Raw genomic sequence first — 20170 nt, forward strand, 5'->3', positions numbered from 1 at the left:
CCTGTGTTCCGTGTGCGTCGCGCCTCAGCGGCCGAACGAACGGCCACCGCCGCCGCCGCCCGAGCGGCCACCGCCGCCACCGTAGCCGCCGCCACCCGAACGGCCACCGCCGCCCGAACGGTTGCCGCCGCCGTAGCCGCCACCGCCGCCCGAGCGGCCGCCGCGTCCGCGGCCGCCACCCATGTGGTCGACGCTGGTGCGCAGCGGATCGGGCTGGCCGGCCGCGCCGGCGATCGCCTCGGCGCGCAGGTGCGCGACCTGGTTGGCCTGGGTCGGGCTGTGGCTGTTGCCGTGATGGCGCGGCTGGCGCTCATCGTGCGGCTGATGGTTCTGCGGATGCGCCGCATGGTGATGCGGACGCGGCTGAGCCTGCGGGGCGCGGCCTTGCGGCGCGCGATTGCCCGGACCCTGGCCCTGGCCGCGCGGGCCCTGCTGGCCGCCGCCATTGGCAGCGCGGCCCTGGCCTTGGCCCTGGCCGCCGCCACCGGCGCGGCGCTGGCCATTGCCGCCACCACCGCCCTGGCCGGCCTTGTTGTCGCGGATGCGCTGCATCATCTCGCTGCGCGCCGCCTTGGCGGCCGCCTGCATGACTTCGCGGCTCGGCGGACGGCCGGCGCCGCCCCAGATGGTCTGGCGGCCCATGGCGATGGGCTCGGCGCGTTCGCCGTCCTCGGGACCGAAGCCCTCGATCACCTGCACGGGGATCGTCTGCTTGGTGAAGCGCTCGATCTCCTGCATGAAGCCTTCCTCGTCGAGGCAGACGAAGCTCACGGCCTCGCCGCTCGAGCCCGCGCGGCCGGTGCGGCCGATGCGGTGCACGTAGTCTTCGCTGACGTTCGGGATCTCGTAGTTCACGACGTGCGGCAGCTCGTCGATGTCAATGCCGCGGGCCGCGATGTCGGTGGCCACCAGGGCACGGATGTCGCCGCTCTTGAAGCCGGCCAGCGCCTGGGTGCGCGCGCTCTGGCTCTTGTTGCCGTGCAGCGCCATCGCCTCGATGCCGTTCTTGGTGAGGAACTCGGCCACGCTGTTGGCGCCGAACTTGGTGCGGGTGAACACCAGCACCTGGCTCCACTGGTGCTCGTTGATGATGTGCGCGAGCAGCGCCTTCTTCTTGCCACGGCCCACGGGGTGGACCACCTGCGTGATGCGCTGCACCGTGGTGTTGCGCGGCGTGACCTGGATGCTCTGCGGGTTGCGCAGCAGGCCGTTGGCCAGTTCGCGGATCTCGTCGCTGAAGGTGGCCGAGAACAGCAGGCTCTGCTTCTGGGCCGGCATCAGCGCCAGCACCTTCTTCACGTCATGGATGAAGCCCATGTCGAGCATGCGGTCGGCTTCGTCGAGCACCAGGATCTGCACGGTCGACAGGTCGAGCATGCCCTGCTGTTGCAGGTCGAGCAGGCGGCCGGGGGTGGCCACCAGGATGTCGACGCCGCGCTTGAGGCGGTCGATCTGCGGGTTCATGCCCACGCCGCCGAAGATCACGGTCGAGCCGAGCTGCAGGTACTTGCCGTAGTCGCGCACCGATTCCTCGACCTGCGCCGCGAGTTCGCGGGTGGGCGTGAGCACCAGGGCGCGGATGCCGATGCCGCCGAACTTGTTGGTGGCGCTGCGGCTCATGGTGAGCTTGTGCAGCATCGGCAGGGTGAAGGCGGCGGTCTTGCCGGTGCCGGTCTGGGCGCCGCCGAGAAGGTCGTGGCCCTCGAGGACGGCCGGAATGGCCTGGGCCTGGATCGGGGTGGGGGTCTCGTAGCCCTGCTCGTGCACGGCCTTCAAGATGGCCGGAGCCAACTTCAGTTCATCAAAAGTCATTGTGTGAAACAACAAGCGCCATACACGGCGCGGTGACATCGGCCCGCTCGGCGTCTTTCGTTCTTGTGACGCGAGCCAGTCAAGGCTGATGAAGGTCAGGAGTGGGAGCCCGAAAAACCGACTTACGGAAGGGTTTTCTTCGTCCCCGGCAGAGAGCCGGTGTGCGGGCAACTGGACCCGGCACGGTGGCGATTGTCGCATGAGTCGATAATCACTGCTTTTCGCGCTCCGTTTCCGCGATTCCGCGCGCCGGGCCTGCCGCCGTCTTCCAGGGGCTTCCTCCAGGGGATTTCGGCTTTTTCCGGCTTTCGCCACCTCAGCAATCAGCAGTCCTACACAGAAGATGGCCCAGTACGTCTACACCATGAACAGAGTCTCCAAGACCGTGCCGCCCAAGCGGCAGATCTTGAAAGACATCTCGTTGTCCTTCTTTCCCGGCGCCAAGATCGGCGTGCTCGGCCTGAATGGCTCGGGCAAGTCCTCGCTGCTCAAGATCATGGCCGGCGTCGACAAGGAGATCGAGGGCGAAGCCATTCCGATGGCCGGCCTGTCGATCGGCTATCTCGAGCAGGAGCCCAAGCTCAATCCCGAGCACACGGTGCGCAACGCGATCGACGAGGCCATGGGCGAGGTCAACGCCGCCAAGGCGCGCCTCGAGGAGATCTATGCCGCCTACGCCGAGGAAGGCGCCGACTTCGACGCGCTGGCGGCCGAGCAGGGCGAGCTCGAGGCGGTGATTTCCGCTGCCGGCACCGATTCCGAGCACCAGATCGAGATCGCGGCCGACGCGCTGCGCCTGCCGCCGTGGGACGCCAAGATCGGCCTGCTGTCGGGCGGCGAGAAGCGCCGCGTGGCGCTGTGCAAGCTGCTGCTGTCCAAGCCCGACATGCTGCTGCTCGACGAACCCACCAACCACCTGGACGCCGAATCGGTGGAGTGGCTCGAAGTGTTCCTGCAGCGCTTCACGGGCACCGTGGTGGCCATCACCCATGACCGCTACTTCCTCGACAACGCCGCCGAGTGGATCCTCGAACTGGACCGCGGCCGCGGCATTCCATGGAAGGGCAACTACAGCACCTGGCTCGAGCAGAAGGGCGAACGCCTGGCGCAGGAGCAGAAGAGCGAGGAAGCCCACGCCAAGGCCCTGAAGAAGGAACTGGAATGGTCGCGCCAGAACCCGAAGGCCCGCCAGGCCAAGAGCAAGTCGCGCCTGGCCCGCTTCGAGGAGCTGAGCGACGTCGAATACCAGAAGCGCAACGAAACGCAGGAAATCTTCATTCCGGTGGCCGAGCGCCTGGGCAGCCAGGTGATCGAGTTCAAGGACGTGAGCAAGAGCTTCGGCGACCGCCTGCTGATCGACAAGCTGAACTTCAACATCCCCGCGGGTGCCATCGTCGGCATCATCGGCCCGAACGGCGCCGGCAAGTCCACGCTGTTCAAGCTGATCGCCGGCAAGGAACAGCCCGACAGCGGCGAGGTGGTGGTCGGCCAGACCGTGAAGTTGGCCTTCGTCGACCAGCACCGCGACGAACTGGCCAACAACAAGACCGTGTGGGAAGACATCTCGAACGGCCTGGACATCATCAACGTCGGCAAGTTCCAGATGGCCAGCCGCGCCTACGCGGGCCGCTTCAACTTCAACGGCCAGGACCAGCAGAAGAAGGTCGGCAACCTGTCGGGCGGCGAACGCGGCCGGCTGCACCTGGCCAAGACGCTGATCCAGGGCGGCAACGTGCTGCTGCTGGACGAACCCTCGAACGACCTGGACGTGGAAACGCTGCGCGCGCTCGAAGACGCGCTGCTCGAATACGCGGGCACCGTGCTGGTGATCAGCCATGACCGCTGGTTCCTCGACCGCATCGCCACCCACATCCTGGCCGCCGAAGGCGACTCGCAATGGGTGTTCTTCGACGGCAACTACCAGGAGTACGAAGCCGACAAGAAGAAGCGCCTGGGCGAAGAGGGCGCCAAGCCCAAGCGCGTGCGCTTCAAGGCCCTCAAGTAAGGCCCGCGCCGGCCCTCAGGCCGGCTCGACCAGGGCGCGCGGTTCCGCAGGGGGCCGCGCGCTTTTTTCATCGTCGGCCGCGAACACCTCGCGCGCGGCACTCAGGCCGTTGAGCGCGGCGGGGAAGCCCGCGTAGACCGCCATCTGCATGATCACCTCGACCACTTCCTCGCGCGTCACGCCGACGTTGAGCGCGCCCTGGATGTGTACCTTGAGCTGCGGCGCCGCATTGCCCATGGCGGTGAGCGCGGCCACCACCGCGATCTCGCGCGAGCGCAGGTCGAGGCCGGGGCGCGAATAGACGTCGCCGAACGGGAACTCGATCAAGAGGCGCGCGAAGTCGGGTGCGATGTCGGCCAGGCCTTCGACGACCTTGATGCCGCCCTCACCGTCGATCTGCCGCAGTTTCGCGAGGCCGCGCGCGTAGCGCTCGCCGGTCGCCTGGCTGGTCATCGTCGGTTGGGGTTGGTGTTGCTGCTGCTGGTGCATGTTTCTTCCTCTTCGTTGAAGCCGGGGCATGGCCCGATGAAGAGGGACGCCGGGCCTCGATCCCGCGGTAGTGCTCGATCTTGTGCGCCAGCGCCTGCATCGATTGCTGCAGCGCCTCCACCTTCGAGCGAACCTCGGCGAGATGCGATTCGAGCATCGCGCGGCGTTCGCCGATGCTCGCGTCCCCCTGACTGCGAAGCCCGGCGAAGGCCTGCATGCCCTGGATGGGCATGCCGGTCTCGCGCAGGCGCAACAGGAAAGCGAGCCATTCCATGTCGGCGGCGGCATAGCGGCGCTGGCCGCCCGGTGCGCGCGACACGGCGGCTATCAGGCCGATGCGTTCGTAGTAGCGCAGCGTGTGGGCCGTGAGGCCGGTGCGCCGTGCCACTTCCGCGATGCTCAGGTTGCTTTCCATGGGGGAATTCTCGAAGTTGGAGCGCGCTCCAAGTCAAGCGCTTTTCGCATCTTCCTCCGATGCGGCGATTCAGGGGACGAGTTCCGCCTCGATCCAGCCGCGCAGGCTGTTGACGAAGGCCAGCGCGGTCACCCGCGAGAGCTGCTCGCGCCGCACCGTCTGCTCGACCAGCGAACCCTCGGCCAGCCGCTGCGCGCGCCCGATGCCGGGCAGCAGGCCGCAGCGCAGCGGCGGCGTGACCCAGCGCCCGTCGTCCAGGCGCAGCGCGACGTTGCCGCGCGTGCATTCGGTGAGTTCGCCCTCGGGGTTCCACAGCAGCGTGTCGAAGGCCTCGGGCAGGGTCGGCGCGAAGGCCTCGTAGTGCGCGCGGCGCGTGGTCTTGAAGCGCGTGAACTCGCTGTGCGCTTCGTCGAAGGGGCGGTCGGCCAGCTGCAGCTTCACGCGCTCGGGTGCAGCGCCCATTTCAAACGCTTCGACGCGTGGCAGGCCCCGCGCATCGAGCAGCAGGCGCACGCGCCAGCTGCCTTCGGCATGCGCATCGCGCAGCGATTGCAGCGCCGCCTCGACGCGTGCGGCATCCCAGGCGAAGCCGAAGTGGGCGGCCGCGCCGGCCATGCGTTCGATGTGCAGCGGAGCATCGCGCAGCGTGCCGTCGACCAGCGCCAGCGTTTCGAGCAGTTCGAAGCCGGGCGCCTCGGCAACGGCGGCCGCGCCCAGGAAGGCCCGCTTGTGGCCCCACTCGGCCCATTCGGCGTCGGCCGTGGCATCGGCCGTGATGCCGCTGCCGATGCCGCAGCGCGCCTGGCCATCGCGCAGGGTCACGGTGCGGATCGGCACGTTGAAGGTCGCATGCCCGCCCGGCCGCAGCACGCCGACCGCGCCGCAGTACACGCCGCGCGGCGCCTGCTCGAGCTCGCGGATCAGCCGCATCGCCGCCACCTTGGGCGCACCCGTGACCGAGCCGCAGGGGAACAGCGCATCGAACACGTCGACCAGCGAGGTGCCGGGCCGTACCGCGGCTCCCACGTCCGAGGTCATCTGCCACACGGTGGGCAGCGCTTCGGTGTGGAACAGCCGCGGCACGCGCACCGAGAAGGGCTGCGCGATGCGCGACAGGTCGTTGCGCAGCAGGTCCACGATCATCACGTTCTCGGCCCGCTCCTTCGGCACGCTGCGCAGCCGCTGTGCCTGGGCCTCGTCCTCGGCCGGCGTGGCGCCGCGCGGTGCGGTGCCCTTCATCGGGCGCGCGAGGATGCGCTCGCCGTGCCAGTCGAAGAACAGCTCGGGCGACAGCGACAGCACCTGTTCCTCGCCGCTGTCGATGAAGGCCGCGTAGCCCGCGGGCTGGTTGAGTCGCAGCGCGGCGAACAGGGCCAGCGGGTCGCCGGCATGGTCGCCGAGCAGCGGCGCCGTGTGGTTGATCTGGTAGAGGCCGCCGGCGGCGATCGCGGCGTGGATGACTTGCATCTGCCGGTCGAAGTCGGCGCGCGAGAGGCTGTCGCGCCAGGCGATGGGGGGCTCGCGGGCGGCATTTCCTCGGGCCAGGGCAGGGCCTGGTCGTGCACCCCGAACCAGGCCAGCGGCCCGCCGTCGCCCGCATGCGTCTCGAACGCGGCATCGAAGGCCGCGGCCGCCTCGTAGCGCAGGTAGCCCACGCACCAGTGGCCCGCGCGCGCCAGCGCCTCGGCCTGCGCGAGCACGGGCCGCACCTCGGCCAGGCTGCGCGCCACGAGCGTGCGGGAAGGGGCGCCGAACGCCAGGCGCAGCCGTTGCGCGCCATCGGTGCGCGGGTCGGCGAAATCGATCAGGGTGGACACGATGGAGTCTGTGGAGAAGGCACGGGCGCCAGCGCGCCGCGTGCCGGTCAGCGCGGTGCGGAAGGCGAAGGCGGTGGTGGCATCGCGGGCCCGGCCGGCGCACCGGCGCCGCGCGCCAGCGCCCGCTTGCGCACCGCATAGATGTTGTTGCGCAGCGCATAGAGCTCGTCGGCATACGACAGCGGCACCGCCACGCGGTTGACCACGCGGTCGAGCTCGTCGAGCTCCTTCGTGAGCTCGGCCGGATCGCCGCGCTGGCCGTCGACCTTGCCCTCGATGTCGCGCAGCCGCGCATACCAGCGGAACACGCGGCGGCGCACGCGGAACTGGTAGAGCGGCGGCACCACGCGGCTCAGCGGCAGCATCAGCACCAGCAGGCCGCCGAGCACCAGCCACATGCGCTCGATCAGGTTGCTGGCCCAGAACGGCAGGTAGCGCTGCCAGAACGGCGGCGTGCCGTTGATGGCGCGGTCGCCCTCGGGGCTCACCGGCAGTTCGCTGGTGCGCGTGTTCGGGAAGTCGCGCGGCCGGTTGAACCAGCCGGCACCGCCATGCAGGTGTTGCGCGGCCTGCGCGAACAGCTGGCGCAGCGCGGGATGGGTGTCCTCGCGCGACAGCAGCGAGGTGGTGGCCGCGAGCAGCGACACGTCGCCGGCCGGCAGGTCCTTCGACAGGTCGACCACGCCGCGCGGCAGGGTCACGGCCGAGAGAAAGGGAAAGCGCCGCGTGTACGCATCGGCCTGCACGAAGTCCATGAGCCGGATGTCGTTCGCGCGCAGCAACCGCTGCACCTGCGGCGACTGCGGCGCCGACGACAGCACGATCGCATCGAGCAGCCCGGCCTGCAGCGCCTCGGCGGCTGCGGACTGCTCGAGGTTCGACAGCAGCAGCGCGTCGGGCGCGAGCCGGTTGGCCTCGAGCAGCCGGCCCATGAGTTCGGGCAGGCCGCTGCCGGGCATGTCGACGTTGACGCGCAGGCCGCGCAGTTGCGTCAGCGAGGTCAGCGGGATCGGCGCGGGGGGCACGGCGGGTTGCGGTGCCGCAGCCTTCCTGCGCTCGGCACCGCGGCGGCCCTTCGCGGCGGCCTTGGCCGCCTTCTTCGCCTTCTCGGCCTCCGCCGCCTGCTGCGCGATCACGCTGTCGGGCGCGCGCGTGATCGCATCGGGCCGGTAGAACAGCCAGACCGGTTCGAAGAACAGGCTGCCGAGCGAGCTGAGGCCGGCCTCGTCGTCGGCCACCGGGTCGGCGCTGCCGCCGCGCACGAAGCCCACGTCGGCCTCGCCCTTGCGCAGCAGCTCGAGGTTCTCCGACGAGCCCGAGGTCGGCTTGAGCACGACCTCGATGCCGCTGGTCTTCAGTGCCTCGGCATAGCGCTTGCCGAACTGCGCGTAGGCGCTGCCCGTGGGACCGGTGGCCAGCGTCACCTGCTTGGGCGGCTGCGGCTGCAACCACCAGTAGGCGGCGATCAACAGGCCGATCACGAGGAACAGGATCGGGCCGGCGGAGGCGATCAGGTCGCGGATCGACAGCAGGATCAGCTTGAGGGTTCTCGGGAAGGCCATGGTGTCTCGCTCGTGAGGTCAGCGCGGCGCGGTGCCGAGCTCGGCGGCCGAGGGGATGTGCAGCTCGCCGACCGTCACCGAGCGCGCCGCCAGCACCGCGCGCAGGGTGGCGCGCGCGGCGACCTCGGCCGCCATGGTGCTGAGCACCGTCATGCCCGGGCCGTCGGCCGCCAGCGGCACGCGGCCGGTGGCGAGCGCGAACAGGGTGTCGCCGTCGCTCATGGTGTGCACGGGGTTGATGGCGCGCGCCAGGCCGTCGTGCGCCACGGTCGCGAGCCGGTTGGCCTGCACCTTGGTCAGCACCGCGTCGGTGGCGATCACGCCGATGGTGGTGTTGGTGCCGGCCAGCAGCGGCCTGGGCAGGTCGCCGCGCAGCAGGGCGCGGCGCGTGTCGAGCAGCGCGCGGCCGTCCTCGGTGCGCGCGCCGGCCACGGGCAGCGCGGTGTAGTGATCGATCACGTCGCCGAGCGAATTGACCGCGATCAGCGCGCCGACCGTGACGCCGCCGACCGTGACCGAGGCGGTGCCGATGCCGCCCTTCATCGCGCGCTGCACGCCGAACAGCTTGCCCACCAGCGCGCCGGTGCCGGCGCCCACGTTGCCCTCGGCCGGCGCGTCGCGGCCCGCGGCCTCGCAGGCGGCATAGCCGGCCGCGGCATCGGGCCGGATGCGGGCATCGCCCATCGGCAGGTCGAACAGCACCGCGGCGGGCACGATCGGCAAGGTGCCGAAGCGCACGTCCATGCCCACGCCGCGCTCCTCGAGCCAGCGCATCGCGCCCTCGGCCGCGGCCAGGCCCCAGGCGCTGCCGCCCGCGAGCATCACGGCGTGCACCTGCTGCACCAGGTTGCCGGGCGCGAGCAGGTCGGTCTCGCGCGTGCCGGGCGCGGCGCCGCGCACGTCGACGCCGGCCACCGCGCCTTCGCGCGCGATGATCACGGTGCAGCCGGTGGGCCGGCGGGTGTCGGAGAAGTGGCCGACCTCGATGCCGGCGACGTCGGTGATGGCACCGTCGGAAGAGGAGAGGGAAGCGGGGGAAGGCGTGGCGGACATGGCGGCCGATTATGGAACCATGCCGCGTGGCCCCTACGATGGGCGCCATGACAGTTGAAAGAAGTGGTTTCCAGTCCGGCGCGCGGCGCCATGCGGTGGTGATCGGCGCGGGCGCCGTCGGCAGCGCCACCGCCATCGAGGCCCTGCGCGCGGGCCTGCGCGTCACCGTGGTCGAGCCGGGCGAGCCCGGCGCGCCGCAGGCCACCAGCTACGGCAACGCGGGCTGGCTCTCCTCGCATTCGGTGGTGCCGCCCGCGCTGCCCGGTGCGTGGCGCAAGGTGCCGGGCTGGCTGGCCGATCCGGTCGGCCCGCTGGCGGTGCGCTGGCCCTACCTGCCGCGCGCGCTGCCCTGGCTGCTGCGCTACCTGGCCTCGGGCGCCACCGAGGCGCGCGTGCAGCGCATCGCCGACGCGCTGCGCACCTTGCTGGTCGACGCGCCCGCGCTGCATGCGCGGCTGGCGGCCGAGGCCGGCGTGCCGCAACTGGTCGAGCAGCGCGGCCTGCTGCATGCCTACCGCTCGCGCGCCGAGTTCGAGGGCGATGCGCTGGCCTGGCGCGTGCGTGCGCGCACCGGCGTGCAATGGAGCGAATGGGGCGCCGACGAGCTGCGCCGGCAGGAGCCCGACCTCGATGCGCGCTACACGCTGGGCATCCACGTCGGCGAGGCCGGCTACTGCCGCGACCCGGGCACCTACGTGGCGGCGCTGGCCGCGCATGCGCGTGCGCTTGGCGCCGACCGCGTGGCCGCGCGCGCCACCGGTTTCCGCATCGAGGACGGCCGGCTGCGCGCCGTGCGCACGGAAGCCGGCGAGATCGCCTGCGACACCGCCGCGATATGCGCCGGTGCGCGCTCGGGCGCCCTGGCCGCCGCGGCCGGCTCGCCGGTGCCGCTGGAATCGGAGCGCGGCTACCACGTCGTGCTGCCGAAGGCCGCGGTGGGCCCGCGCACGCCGGTGATGGTGGCCGACGGCAAGCTCATCGCGCACTGGATGAACGGCGGCCTGCGCGCCGCCGGCCAGGTCGAGATCGCGGGGCTCGAGGCCGCGCCCGACTGGCGCCGCGCCGAGATCCTGCACGAGCATCTGCGCTCGATGTTTCCCTCGCTCGCCGACGCGCCGCCCGCCGAGGCCGATGTGCAGCGCTGGCTCGGCCATCGCCCGAGCCTGCCCGACGGCCTGCCCTGCATCGGCCCCGCCGCCGGCAGCGCCGACGTGGTGCTGGCCTTCGGCCATGGGCACGTGGGGCTGTGCGGCTCGGCGCGCACCGGGCGGCTGGCGGCGCAGGCGATGGCGGAGCTGGCGCCGGAGATCGCGTTGGCGCCGTTCGATCCGCGGCGCTTCGGGCGTAGCGCTCGCTCCGAAGACGACTGCCGAGGGTCAGGTCTTCAAGAGGGTCTTGACCTCATCCCAAGAGATCACTGCACCCGGGTCGGCGCGATGCGCTGCGAGAAGGCGCACGATCTCTTGTTGTTCAAGGGGACTCAACTCTGACGACTCGGCGTTGCCGCCCGTGCCATGTCGTAGTTCTTCGGGTGATTCGATGCGCTCCAGCGCACATGGCGAAGCGCGTTGGGTGCCGGAGCTTTTCATCTCGATCTCCCGAAGAGTGGATCAACGCTGCATTTTCCAGGCGCCGACGACGAAAGGTCCCAAGGCCCTCAGTTCGCAGGCGCGATCGACAACACCGTGAGCGCCCCATCTACCTTGTCGGCCGTGAACTGCACCTTGTCGCCGGGCTTCACCTGCGTGAGCAGCGCCGGGTCCTTCACGCGGAAGACCATGTTCATGCCGGTCATCTCGAGGTTGGGGATGTCGCCATGGCGCAAGGTGATCTTGTTCGCCTCGGTGTCGATCTTGCGGACCTCGCCCTCGACGGGCGGCAGGGCCGTCTGCGCGAAGGCGAGGGCGGCGAACAGGGTGGCGCACAGGGCGGTGAACAGCTTCTTCATGGCGGTCGGTCTTTCTTGCAAGGGGATCGGAGGATTCATCGGTAGCTCTGGAACACGCGCGTGCCGCCATCGGCCAGCACCAGCAGCACGTCGTAGGGGTCGCGCTGGTCGCCGTAGGCCGGCCCGTCCATGCCCGGCGAGCCGACCGGCATGCCGGGCACGGCGAGGCCCACCGCCCTGGGCTTCTCCTTGAGCAGGCGCTGGATCTCGCGCGCGGGCACGTGGCCCTCGATGGCGTAGCCGCCGACCTGGCCCGTGTGGCACGAGCCCAGCTTCTCGGGCAGGCCCAGGCGCTTGCGCGCGGCGACGTTGCCTTCGTCGTGCACGCGCGTGGCGAAGCCGTTCCTGTTGAGGTGCTTGACCCAGTCCTGGCAGCAGCCGCAGTTCGGGTCCTTCCAGATCTCGACCATCGGCGCCGCGGCGTGCGCGGCCCGCGCGATGAAAGGCAGGGCGGCGGTGGAGGCCAGGGCCAGCATCAGTCGTCTTCTTTGCATGGGAGTTCCTTTCGGGGTTTCAGGATTTGCCGGCGGCGGGCAGCACGCGCACGCGGCCGGCCATGCCGAGTTCGTAGTGGTCCTTCACCAGGCAGGCGAAGTCGAAGTCGCCGGCGCGGTTGAAGGTCCAGACCAGCTCGCCGGTCCGGCCCCGGCGGCACGTGCGCCATCCAGGGCTCGTCGTGCTCCATGCCGGGGAATTTCTTCATCATGGCCGCGTGGGCCTCGATCTCGGCCGTGGTGCCGAGCACGAGTTCGTGCAGGTCACGGCCCTTGTTCTTCAGGCGCAGGCGCAGCGTGTCGCCCTCGCGCACCTCGATCACCGAGGGCGTGAAGGTCATGTCGTCGGCCATCACGATGTCGATGGTGCGCTTCACGGCGCCGGGCTTGCCGACGATGCCCCAGGGTTTCTGCTCGGGCGCGAGTTCGGCCGCGCCCTTGGGTTTGGCGAAGTGGTTCTCGTGCGCCGGCGAGGCGGTGGCGAAGGCCGCGAGCGCGAGGCCGGCGGCGGCGAGCTTGAGTGTCTTGTTCATCGATGGAACTCCGAGAAAATCGAAAGGGAATGAGCGGCTTCAGTGTTGATGCGCGCCATGGCCCGAGGGCTTGCGCACGGTGGCATCGGGCTCGGCGGCCGATGGGGCCGGTGCCTTCGCGCGCGGGGCCGGCGGCACGTTGGCGTTCGGCACTTCGCGCGCGACCGTGCCCGGCGGATGCCTGAACCAGCCCGGGTCGCGGTAGTCGCCGGGCTTCTGGTCGCGGCGCACCTTGAGCAGCGTGAACATGCCGCCCATCTCGGCCGAGCCGAAGGGGCCGGTGCCCGTCATCATCGGCACCGTGTTGTCGGGAATGGGCATCTCCATCTCGCCCATGTCGGCCATGCCCTTGTCGCCCATCACCATGTAGTCGGGCACCAGCTTGCGGATCTTCTCGGCCACGCCCTTGTGGTCCACGCCGATCATGGTCGGCACCTCGTGGCCCATCGGCCCCATGGTGTGGTGCGCCTTGTGGCAGTGCAGCGCCCAGTCGCCTTCCTCGTCGGCGATGAACTCCATCTGCCGCATCTGGCCCACCGCCACGTCGACCGACACCTCGGGCCAGCGCGCGGTGCGCGGCACGGGACCGCCGTCGGTGCCGGTCACCTCGAACTCGTGGCCATGGATGTGGACCGGGTGGTTGGTCATCGTGAGGTTGCCCACGCGGATGCGCACGCGGTCCCCCTTGCGCACGTTGAGCGTGTCGATGGCCGGGAACACGCGGCTGTTGAAGCTCCAGAGGTTGAAGTCGGTCATGGTGCTGACCTTGGGCGTGGCGCTGCCGGGCTCCACGTCGAAGCTGCCGAGCAGGAAGCAGAAGTCGCGATCGACCTTCTCGATCAGCGGGTGGTCGGCCTTCGGGTGCGTGACCCAGAAGCCCATCATCCCCATCGCCATCTGCACCATCTCGTCGGCATGCGGGTGGTACATGAAGGTGCCGGGGCGGCGCGCCGTGAACTCGTAGACGAAGGTCTTGCCCGGCGGGATCTGCGGCTGCGTGATGCCGCCCACGCCGTCCATGCCGTTGGGCAGGCGCTGGCCGTGCCAGTGCACGGTGGTGTGCTCGGGCAGCCGGTTGGTCACGTAGATGCGCAGCCGGTCGCCCTCGACCACCTCGATGGTCGGTCCCGGCGACTGGCCGTTGTAGCCCCACATGTTGACCTTGAAGCCCGGCGCCATCTCGCGCACCACGGGCTCGGCGACCAGGTGGAATTCCTTGACGCCGGCGTTCATGCGCCACGGCAGGGTCCAGCCGTTGAGCGTGACGACGGGGTTGTAGGGCCGGCCGTTCGGCGGCACGAGCGGTGCGGCCGTGGCGGTGGAGCTCTGCGAGACGGGCTCGGGCAGCGCGGCCATCGAGACGCGGCTGACGGTGGTGGCGGCGACGGCCGTGGCGGCGCCCGCGAAGAAATTGCGGCGGTTCATCTCAGTGTCCTCCCGCCGCGGGGGCGTCGCTGGCGGCCGCGGTCTGCAGCGCCGTCATGCCGCCGGGCGAGCTGCCCGTGAGCACCAGTTGCAGGTCGGTGTCGGCCAGCCAGAAGTCGCGCTGCGCCTCGATGCCGGCGTTCACCGCGAGCATGCTCGCGCGCGTCTCGGCGAGCAGCTCCCACACGCTCGCGAGCATGCCGTTGTAGCGCAGCACCATCTCCTCGTTGACCTTCCTGCGCAGCGGCAGCACCTCGTCGCGGTAACGCCGCGCCAGGCCATAGGCGGTGTTCCAGCCGCGCCAGGCCTCGCGCGCCTCGCTCGCGGCCAGCACGCCCACGTCGCGCACGCGCGCGGCCGACTGCATGTACTGCGCCTCGGCGCGGCCGGTGCGCGCCTGGCCCCAGTCGAACAGCGGCAGCGGCAGGTCGAGCTCGAAGCCGCGCTGCGTGGCGCGCGAACGGTCGGCGTCGTTCTCGAAGGTGGTGTTGCGCACCACGCCGAGCTCCATCGCGTTGATGACGCGCGTGGCATGCACGAGGCCCAGCGAATCGGCCACGGCCGTGTTCTGCGCCTGCGCCGAGCGCACGTCGAGCCGGTCGCGCAGCGCGCGCGCCTGCACGTCGCCGAGCTCGGGCGCGGCCTGGGGCAGCGGCGGCAGGCGGTCGGGCAGGGTGTAGGCGGCGCGTTCGCCCGTCAGCCCCAGCAGCCGCGTGAGCTGTTCGCGCGAGGCCACGGCGGCCTGCTCGGCGCGCGCGAGCTGCGCCGCGGCATCGGCCAGCAGCAGCTGTTCGCGCGTGCGCTGCAGCGCGCTCCAGTTGCCGACCTGGGCCATGCGGTGCGCGAGCTCGGCGCCGGCCTCGGCCGCCTCCCTGGCATCGCGCAGGTAGATCACGCTCTGCTGCGCCGCCACCGCGCGCACCCAGGCGCGGCGCGTGTCGGCGGCCAGCAGCAGCACGCTCTGCGCGGCCTGCAGCTTGGCGGCCTCGTGGCGCTGGCCGGCCCAGCGCGCCTGCCACGGCAGCGTGACCAGGCCGATCACGTTGAAGCTCAGCATGCGCTCGAGCTCGCGCTCGCGGCCCTGCGCCAGCCGGCTGAACGAGAGCACCGGGTTCGGCAGGCTCGCGGCCTGCGCGCGGTCGGCGTCGCTCAACTGCAGGGTGGCGAAGGCGTCCTGCACGCGCGGGCCGTTGACGAGCGCGATGCGCACGGCGGCCTCGGCGTCGAGCGGCCTGGCGAGCAGCGCATCGACGCTTTTCTGCGAGGCCTCGTCGGGCATGCGCTGGGCCGGCTGGCCCGCCATCAGGGGATTGCCCGCGACCAGGGCCTGCACGTCGGCCGTGCCGCCGTCGGGCGAGAGGCTGGCGCAGCCGGCCAGGAACAGGGCACTGGCGAATGCGAGGGCGCGCCGGGGCAGCGCGTCAGCTGTTCGACAGCGAAAGGGAAAGGGGCCGGCCATCTGCCGGCGAACGATAGGGTTCACGCTCGATCTCCATGAGCAATACGATCGACGCCGCGAGCCGGCAAGGGCTCACCGCGGACGGACTACGGGCAGGGAGATCAGGAAATGGGCGGCTTCAAGCCCAGGAAGGGCTCGGTGCTCGCGAAGCGAGCCGCCGGGGCCGCGGGCGCGGCCTGGGGGGCATCGTGCGCGATGCCCCTGAGTTCGGTGCCGCCGAGCGCCACCGAGTGGCAGACCTGGCAGGCGGTGCAGGTGCCGCAGCCCTGGTGGCTGGCGTGGTCGCTGTCGCTGCCGTCGCCGTGGGTGTCGGCCATCGCGTGCTCGACGTGCGAGGCGTTGTCCATGGCCGTCATGGCCATGTCGCCGGCCTCGTGGCAGTGGGCCTCGGTGGCCGCCTGTGCCACGCCGGCGACGGCCTCGGCCGCGGGCATCGAATGCCGCACCATCTCGATCGCCATCGCGTCGCCGAGCCAGCCGCGAACCGGCAGCAGGGCGATCATGAGGGCGAGGAACAGGGTGCGCATGGAGGGCCGATGATAAACCGCGTGCCTCAGCCGCCGAGCTGCGCGCGGGCCTTGTCCACCCACAACGACAGGTTGTCGAGCAGATCTTTCTGGCTGAACGAGCAGCTTTCCTCACTGAACAGTGCGCTCGATTCGAGCCGGTCGAGCAGGTTCAGAAGCACCTCGCCATAGCGCGGCGGCAGGGCGGCCAGCAGCGCGGCGCTGCCGCGTGCCTGGTCCGACAGCAGGCCGGCGGGGCCGCCGCCCTGGCGGCGCAGCGCGTCGATCTGCCCGGCGATGGCGTCGAGCTGTTGCAGCGCGGCGTTCACGAGGCGTTCCTTCCCGAGGGCGGCAGCGGCAGCCCGCGTTCGCGCACCAGGTCGCGCAGCACGTCGGGGTAGTCGGTGATGATGCCGTCCACGCCCAGGTCCATCAGCCGGATCATGTCGGCGCGCTGGTTCACGGTCCAGGGCAGCACCTTCATGCCGAGGCCCTGCGCCTCCTTCACCTGCGCCGCGTTGAGGTCGGCGAAGGCCGGCGACCAGACGAGCGGACCGCCACTGGTGCCGGCCGCGGCCTTCACGAGCCGCGGCGTGGAGCCGAAGCCCGCGGCATCGAGCCCGGCGGTCCAGCGCTTGTCCTTGAGCGTGCGCGGCGTGCTCAGGTAGGCGCGCGACATCGCGGGCGCCAGCTGGCCCACCAGCGCCAGCGTGCGCCAGTCGAAGCTCTGCACGGTCACGCGATCGGCCATTTGCGCCTTGTCGATGACGGCCAGCAGCGCGCGCACCATGGGCTCGGGCGCGGCGGTCTCGTCGGGCTTGGTCGGATCGACCTTGGTCTCGATGTTGAAGCGCACGGTGGCCGCGGCCGGGCCGCGCGCGCGCACCAGGTCGAACACCGCCTCGAGCGTGGGGATGCGTTCGCCATCGCGCGGCTGCTGCAGCGCGAACTGGCGGCCGTAGCTGCTCGAGGGATTGAGCCGGCCCACGTCGTAGGCCTGCAGTTGTGCCAGCGTGAGCGAACGGATCGTGGGTCCGCTGCGGCCGTTCGCGAGCGCGAGCCACTGGCCGGCGGCATCGCGCGTGTGGTCGGGGTTGAGGGCCGTGTCGTGCGACACCACCACCACGCCGTCGGCACTCAGGCCGATGTCGAGTTCGAGCGTGGTCACGCCGAGGTCGATGGCATTGGCGAAGGCCGCCAGCGTGTTCTCGGGCGCGAGGCCGCGGCCGCCGCGGTGGGCCTCGAGGTCGAAGCGCGTGCGCGGCGTGGGCGCGAAGCCGGTGCAGCCCGCGGCGAGCGCGGCCGTGGCGCCCAGGGCGAGCAGGAGCGTGCGTCTGCGATGTGTCATTTGAGCTGTACCTTGATGCCGTCGGCGAGCACGGTGATGTCGCCGATCTCGTAAGTCTTGCGCCCGACGGTCAGTTCCTCGGGCTTGAAGGTGCGCAGCGGCTGGCCCTGCAGCAGTTCCTGCGCGACCAGCGCGCCCACGCGCCGCAGCCGCTCGGCGTCGCGCCCGTCCAGGCCCTGCAGCTCGATGCGCTCGGCCTTGGGCTGGTCGAGCCGCAGCGCGCGCGTGGCGGCGTCGTACCTGAGCGCGCTGCTGACCGCCACCGTGCCCTGCACCGGCCCGCCGCCGAGCAGCGGGCTCGCGATGGTCAGCGTGGCGGTGATCGCGGCGCGGTTGGTGGCCGCGTCCAGGCCCAGCTGCGGATCGCGCAGCCCGACCGTGAACAGCTCGGCATAGCGCTCGGCCACCGGGAAGCGGCGCGCGATCTGCGCCTGCAGCTCGTCGCGGCTGGCGGTGTATTCGCTGGTGAAGAAGTTGAAGCCCGCGAAGGCGGCGAACGGCGCCTGGAGCGCTGCGGCGCCGAGCAGGGCGCCCAGCGCGCGGCGGCGGGTCGGGGAGGGGAGCATGGAGCGGCGGTGGCTTGGCATGGCGGTGGGAGCTTGCCACAGGTGCGCAAGTTCGCGCCGATTTGGTTGCAGGACGTGACTGGCGTGGGGATGTACGGGCGACAGCCGAACTCAGCCCAGCGGCAACTCGTAACGCGCGAAGACACCGAAGTCGTTGCGGATCTCGCTGTGCAGCGCGAAGCCGAAGCGCTCGTAGAGGCCGCGCAGCGGCGCGCGGTCGGCCACGCAGTCGAGCCGCAGGTGGCGCAGCCCAAGCGCCGTCGCCCGTTCGCGCGCGAACACCAGCAAGGCGTTCGACACGCCTTGCCCCGCGAAGCCGCGGCGCACCGCGAGCTTGTGTACGTAGAGCGAGCTGCCGGCCTCGATCTCGGGCCAGAAATACGGATCCTCGAGGTCGAGCCGGACCACGCCGGCCACCTGGCCATCGATGCGCGCGATGAAGTAGCCGCCGGCTGCGCAGTCGCGCTCGATGCGCGCGGGCGCGATCTCCGGCCCCGACCACAGGGTGCGGCCTTCGTCGACCAGCCATTGCGCGGCCTCGTGCAGCACTTCGACGACGGTGGGGGCTTCCTCGGGGCGGGCGGGTTCGATCTGCATGGGCTGCGAAGCATAGCGGCCCGGCCCGCTCAGGCGTGCCGCTTCACTTCGAAGCCTTCCTCGGGCGTCGGCGCGACGAAATGGCTGCCGATCAGGTCGAACTGCGCCTCGCTGGTCTCGAAGGGGTGCGTGCCGCTCGCGTTGCGCTCCCGCAGGCGCTGCTTGCAGACCGCGTCAGGCAGTTCGAGCAGGTGCAGCACGTGCGCGGCGCCGGCCGCTTCGAAGAGGCCGCGCATCCAGCGACGGTTCGCGACCGTGTTGGCCGGGAAGTCGAGCACCACCGACACGCCGGCCGCGAGCAGCGCCGCCAGGTGGCCTTCGATGGCCTGCTTCAGGCGGTCCGCGCAGCGCACGTAGTCGGGCAGCTCGCGGATCTCGCCCGGGTAGAGCGCCGCGAGCCAGGCGTCCTCGCTCACGAGCACGGTGGCGGGCGCCGTGGCGAGCCGGCGCGCGAGCGTGGACTTGCCCGCGCCGATCTTGCCGCAGACCATGTGCAGCACGGGGGTGGAAGGGGTCGCTGTCATTTCGTTTTCTCCGGAGGGTGGTGGGCTTGGAAGAAGCGCCCCGGAAAACGAAAAACCCGCCTTCTGGGGCGGGTTGCATGGCATGAACTCAAGGAACCGTGCGTCAACCCACCATCTTCAAAATGGTGCGAATGATCGACGCGATGATGCGCGGGCAGGCCATGGGCCGAGCATAGCCCAAGGCCGGGCGCTTCAGTCGTGCAGCGACGAGAGGAACTGCCGCAGCTCCGGCGTGCGCGGGTTCGCGAACAGCTCGGCGGGCGCTCCCATCTCGTGCACGCGGCCCTGGTGCATGAAGATCACGCGGTCGGCCACCTTGCGCGCGAAGTTCATCTCGTGCGTGACCATCAGCAGCGTCATGCCCTCGTCGGCCAGCGACTCGACCACGCGCAACACCTCGCCCACCAGTTCGGGGTCGAGCGCCGAGGTGATCTCGTCGCACAGCAGCACGCCCGGCTCCATGGCCAGCGCGCGCGCGATCGCCACGCGCTGCTGCTGGCCGCCCGAGAGCTGGTCGGGCATGGCGTCGAACTTCTCGGCCAGGCCCACGCGCGTGAGCAGCTTGCGCGCCTGCGAGGCGGCCTCGAGCGACGAGCGCTTCTTCACCAGCGTGGGTGCGAGCATCACGTTCTTGCCGACCGTGAGGTGCGGGAACAGGTTGAAGCCCTGGAAGATCATGCCCACGCGCTGGCGCAGCTCGCGCATCGCCATCGCGCTCTCGTGCAGCAGCGGCTTGCCGTCGACGGTGAGCGAACCCTCCTGGAACACCTCGAGGCCGTTGATGCAGCGCAGCAGCGTGCTCTTGCCCGAGCCGCTCTTGCCGATGATGGCGATCACCTCGCCGCGCTTGACGTCGAGGTCGATGCCCTTGAGCACCTCGTTGCTGCCGTAGGACTTGCGCAGCGCGGTGATGCGCACGATCGGCGAGCCCACCGCGACGGCGGGTTGTTGTTGCGGTTCAAGCACGGCGGCCATGGGTTTTCCTCTCGAGGGTCTTGGCGTACAGGCTCACGGGAAAGCACAGCACGAAATAGAGCAGGGCCACGCAGCTGAACACCACGAAGGGCTGGAAGGTGGCGTTGGAGATCATGCTGCCGGCCTTGGTGAGTTCGACGAAGCCGATGACCGACGCCAGCGCCGTGCCCTTGATGACCTGCACCAGGAAGCCCACGGTGGGCGCGATCGCGATCCTCACGGCCTGCGGCAGGATCACGTGGCGCAGCTGCTCGCCGAAGCTCAGCGCGAGGCTGCCCGAGGCTTCCCACTGCCCCTTCGGGATCGAGGCCACGCAGCCGCGCCAGATCTCGGCGAGGAAGGCGCTGGTGTAGAGCGTGAGTGCCACGCTGGCGGCGGTCCAGGCCGACACGTCGATGCCGAACAGGGCGATGCCGAAGTAGGCCAGGAACAGCTGCATCAGCAGCGGCGTGCCCTGGAACAGCTGCACGTAGAGGCCCACGGCCTTGCCGATGGCGGGGCCGCCACGCAGGCGCAGGAACAGCAGCAGCGCGCCGACGATGCCGCCGCCGACGAAGGCGATGAGCGAGAGCACGACGGTCCAGCGCAGCGCCAGCAGCAGGTTGCGCAGGATGTCCCAGAGGGAGAAATCGGTCATGGCGG

The 20170-nt window shown here is 70.7% G+C and carries 20 protein-coding genes and 1 pseudogene; 2 read left to right on the forward strand and 19 right to left on the reverse strand.

Features of this window, described 5'->3' with window-relative positions; translation table 11 throughout:
* Nucleotides 1-24 precede the first annotated feature (24 nt).
* Nucleotides 25-1812 (reverse strand): DEAD/DEAH box helicase, encoded by a 1788-nt coding sequence (locus tag ACHMXE_RS20880; protein ID WP_395351098.1) that lies wholly within the window; start codon nucleotides 1810-1812, stop codon nucleotides 25-27.
* A gap of 343 nt (nucleotides 1813-2155) precedes the next feature.
* On the opposite strand from ACHMXE_RS20880, the gene ettA reads away from it, so the two are divergent.
* Nucleotides 2156-3817, forward strand: a complete 1662-nt coding sequence (ettA, locus tag ACHMXE_RS20885; protein ID WP_395351099.1) for an energy-dependent translational throttle protein EttA — start codon at nucleotides 2156-2158, stop codon at nucleotides 3815-3817.
* Nucleotides 3818-3832: 15 nt separating this feature from the next.
* Here the strand turns inward: ettA and ACHMXE_RS20890 are convergent, their stop codons facing one another.
* The 5 genes and pseudogenes from ACHMXE_RS20890 to ACHMXE_RS20910 form a co-directional block, all read right to left on the reverse strand.
* Nucleotides 3833-4270 carry a carboxymuconolactone decarboxylase family protein gene (locus ACHMXE_RS20890; RefSeq protein ID WP_395351100.1) on the reverse strand — a complete coding sequence of 146 codons (438 nt, stop codon included), beginning with the start codon at nucleotides 4268-4270 and terminating at the stop codon, nucleotides 3833-3835.
* Nucleotides 4203-4721: a MerR family transcriptional regulator gene (locus ACHMXE_RS20895; RefSeq protein WP_395351101.1), complete on the reverse strand. Its 519-nt coding sequence runs from the start codon at nucleotides 4719-4721 to the stop codon at nucleotides 4203-4205. Before ACHMXE_RS20895 ends, ACHMXE_RS20890 begins: the two co-directional genes overlap by 68 nt.
* Nucleotides 4722-4790: 69 nt before the next feature.
* A pseudogene (pabB, locus tag ACHMXE_RS20900) lies at nucleotides 4791-6538 on the reverse strand (aminodeoxychorismate synthase component I).
* 47 nt (nucleotides 6539-6585) lie between these two features.
* Complete coding sequence (locus tag ACHMXE_RS20905; RefSeq protein WP_395351102.1) at nucleotides 6586-8100, reverse strand: TAXI family TRAP transporter solute-binding subunit; 1515 nt, start codon at nucleotides 8098-8100, stop codon at nucleotides 6586-6588.
* Between the two features lie 18 nt (nucleotides 8101-8118).
* Nucleotides 8119-9153, reverse strand: coding sequence for a P1 family peptidase (locus tag ACHMXE_RS20910; RefSeq protein ID WP_395351103.1), 1035 nt, complete (start codon nucleotides 9151-9153; stop codon nucleotides 8119-8121).
* Between the two features lie 47 nt (nucleotides 9154-9200).
* On the opposite strand from ACHMXE_RS20910, the gene ACHMXE_RS20915 reads away from it, so the two are divergent.
* Entirely contained in the window at nucleotides 9201-10643 is a 1443-nt protein-coding gene (locus ACHMXE_RS20915; protein ID WP_395351104.1) for an NAD(P)/FAD-dependent oxidoreductase, read from the forward strand.
* Nucleotides 10644-10810: 167 nt separating this feature from the next.
* Here the strand turns inward: ACHMXE_RS20915 and ACHMXE_RS20920 are convergent, their stop codons facing one another.
* From ACHMXE_RS20920 to ACHMXE_RS20980, 13 genes are all read right to left on the reverse strand, one after another.
* Complete coding sequence (locus ACHMXE_RS20920; RefSeq protein WP_395351105.1) at nucleotides 10811-11101, reverse strand: copper-binding protein; 291 nt, start codon at nucleotides 11099-11101, stop codon at nucleotides 10811-10813.
* A 35-nt stretch (nucleotides 11102-11136) separates the two neighbouring features.
* The gene (locus ACHMXE_RS20925) at nucleotides 11137-11595 is read right to left on the reverse strand and encodes a DUF411 domain-containing protein (RefSeq protein ID WP_395351106.1); all 459 of its coding nucleotides are present in this window, start codon (nucleotides 11593-11595) and stop codon (nucleotides 11137-11139) included.
* Nucleotides 11577-12128 (reverse strand): hypothetical protein, encoded by a 552-nt coding sequence (locus ACHMXE_RS20930; RefSeq protein WP_395351107.1) that lies wholly within the window; start codon nucleotides 12126-12128, stop codon nucleotides 11577-11579. The genes ACHMXE_RS20925 and ACHMXE_RS20930 overlap by 19 nt, the downstream gene beginning before the upstream one ends.
* Nucleotides 12129-12167: 39 nt before the next feature.
* Nucleotides 12168-13553 (reverse strand): multicopper oxidase family protein, encoded by a 1386-nt coding sequence (locus ACHMXE_RS20935; protein WP_395351108.1) that lies wholly within the window; start codon nucleotides 13551-13553, stop codon nucleotides 12168-12170.
* Between the two features lies 1 nt (nucleotide 13554).
* Nucleotides 13555-15036: a TolC family protein gene (locus ACHMXE_RS20940; protein ID WP_395351109.1), complete on the reverse strand. Its 1482-nt coding sequence runs from the start codon at nucleotides 15034-15036 to the stop codon at nucleotides 13555-13557.
* A 77-nt stretch (nucleotides 15037-15113) separates the two neighbouring features.
* Nucleotides 15114-15539, reverse strand: coding sequence for a hypothetical protein (locus ACHMXE_RS20945; protein ID WP_395351110.1), 426 nt, complete (start codon nucleotides 15537-15539; stop codon nucleotides 15114-15116).
* Nucleotides 15540-15565: 26 nt separating this feature from the next.
* Nucleotides 15566-15805, reverse strand: a complete 240-nt coding sequence (locus tag ACHMXE_RS20950; protein ID WP_057596498.1) for a hypothetical protein — start codon at nucleotides 15803-15805, stop codon at nucleotides 15566-15568.
* Between the two features lie 38 nt (nucleotides 15806-15843).
* Nucleotides 15844-16866: a glycerophosphodiester phosphodiesterase gene (locus ACHMXE_RS20955; protein WP_395351111.1), complete on the reverse strand. Its 1023-nt coding sequence runs from the start codon at nucleotides 16864-16866 to the stop codon at nucleotides 15844-15846.
* Entirely contained in the window at nucleotides 16863-17432 is a 570-nt protein-coding gene (locus ACHMXE_RS20960; protein ID WP_203202097.1) for a DUF1439 domain-containing protein, read from the reverse strand. Before ACHMXE_RS20960 ends, ACHMXE_RS20955 begins: the two co-directional genes overlap by 4 nt.
* Nucleotides 17433-17543: 111 nt before the next feature.
* Nucleotides 17544-18029 carry a GNAT family N-acetyltransferase gene (locus ACHMXE_RS20965; protein WP_395351112.1) on the reverse strand — a complete coding sequence of 162 codons (486 nt, stop codon included), beginning with the start codon at nucleotides 18027-18029 and terminating at the stop codon, nucleotides 17544-17546.
* Nucleotides 18030-18058: 29 nt separating this feature from the next.
* Nucleotides 18059-18553, reverse strand: a complete 495-nt coding sequence (locus ACHMXE_RS20970; protein WP_395351113.1) for an AAA family ATPase — start codon at nucleotides 18551-18553, stop codon at nucleotides 18059-18061.
* Between the two features lie 192 nt (nucleotides 18554-18745).
* Nucleotides 18746-19528 carry an amino acid ABC transporter ATP-binding protein gene (locus tag ACHMXE_RS20975; RefSeq protein WP_395351114.1) on the reverse strand — a complete coding sequence of 261 codons (783 nt, stop codon included), beginning with the start codon at nucleotides 19526-19528 and terminating at the stop codon, nucleotides 18746-18748.
* A complete protein-coding gene (locus tag ACHMXE_RS20980) occupies nucleotides 19512-20165 on the reverse strand; it encodes an amino acid ABC transporter permease (protein WP_395351115.1) in 654 nt (217 codons plus the stop codon). The genes ACHMXE_RS20975 and ACHMXE_RS20980 overlap by 17 nt, the downstream gene beginning before the upstream one ends.
* Nucleotides 20166-20170 lie beyond the last annotated feature (5 nt).

The organism is Variovorax sp. UC122_21 (genome assembly GCF_044056785.1).
Lineage (GTDB): Bacteria > Pseudomonadota > Gammaproteobacteria > Burkholderiales > Burkholderiaceae_C > Variovorax.